We start from the raw sequence: 1,289 nt of genomic DNA, 5'->3' as shown, positions 1-1,289 counted from the left end.
AGCCCTTGGCGGCCGCGACCTTGGGTCCGCGCTTGGCCGTGGCGAGCTTCCTGGCAGGCAGCCGCATGGCCAGCTCCAGCAGCCGCCGCGCCAGATGCTCGGGCGAGGGCTCGGCCCGCCCGCTCCACTGCTGTGGCGGCACCGCCACCAGCAGGCCCTCGAAGCCCTCCTTGACGTGCTGGGCGAGGTGGAAGGGCGAGACCTCCAGCTCGGGCATGGCCGGCCGGTGCGCCTGCTCGACCACCGCCTGCAGCAGCGCCAGGACGTTGTAGGCCAGCACCGCCACCGTGAAGCCCAGCAGCGCCGCACGCGGGTGCCCCAGGGTCTTGATCTCGCTGTGGAGCACCGACTCCAGCCGCCCGAACATGCCCTCGATGCGCCAGCGCTTGCGGTACAGCGCGGCGATGGTGGGCGCCTCCACCGTCGCGGGCAGGTTGCTCCACAGCCGCAGCACCTTGCTGCCCGACTCGGTGGGCTCGTCGAGTTCGATCTCGATGCACCGCCACGCCGTGCAGGCCCGCGCCTGCCCGCGCAGCGCCTGCAGCGTGATGGCGCACTCGCGCACCCGGCCCGTGTCACTGCCCTGCGCCGCACTCCACTGGCCGCGCTCGCCCACCTTCGGGTGGCGTCCATGCTCGCGCACGATGAAGCTCGCCCCCGTGTCCTGCCAACCCTGCAGCAGCGCACGCGTGCAGAAGTGGCTGTCGGCCACCCACAGCTCCCCCGGCCGCGAGCCCTCCACCAGCGGCATCACCCCCACCCGCTCGCTCTCGTACTCGTCCTCGCACGCCACCAGATCGCGCACCAGCGCCTCGTCCGGGTCGTACACCACCAGCGAGTGCCCCGGCAGCGCCGCTCCTCGCTTGCCCCTGAGCACCCCCAGCCTCTTCTCGCTGCGCGCCAGGTGGTTGCCGTCCACCACCCTCAGCCTCCACCCCGCCAGACTGCTCGGCCTGTCCAGACTGTCCATCACCGGCCCCAGCCTGCTCGCGCTGCCCTGCACCAATGCCCTGAGCAACTCCGGCTGCGTGCCCCTGACCTTCTCGTACAGCGCCGCCACCGACACCGGCAGACTCTTGCTCTGCCTCGCCGCCGCGTGCAGCGACGGCCTCAGCCCCAGTGTCACCAGCGTCATCAGCTCCACCACCGTCGACAACATCAGCTTGCGCGCGTACTGCTGCCCTCGATGTGCCTCGAACACCTCGTCTATCCACTTTGCCGGCAGCGCCTCCTCCAGCACCATGCGCGCCATCACGCTTGCCGGCGTCTGCTGCTCGAACCTCTCAATC

Annotated in this window: 1 protein-coding gene; it reads right to left on the bottom strand. The window is 71.1% G+C overall.

Annotation, left to right across the window (positions count from 1 at the left end; all coding sequences use genetic code 11):
* Positions 1-1,252, bottom strand: a 1,252-nt coding sequence (locus tag NFT33_RS19105; protein WP_251677723.1) for an IS4 family transposase, incomplete at its 3' end; no start/stop codon positions are given.
* Between the last annotated feature and the right edge of the window lie 37 nt (positions 1,253-1,289).

Origin of the sequence: Sphaerotilus sp. FB-3 (genome assembly GCF_023706025.1) — a bacterium.
GTDB classification, from domain to species: Bacteria; Pseudomonadota; Gammaproteobacteria; order Burkholderiales; family Burkholderiaceae_C; genus Sphaerotilus; species Sphaerotilus sulfidivorans.
This window is presented reverse-complemented; position numbering and strand designations above follow the sequence as displayed.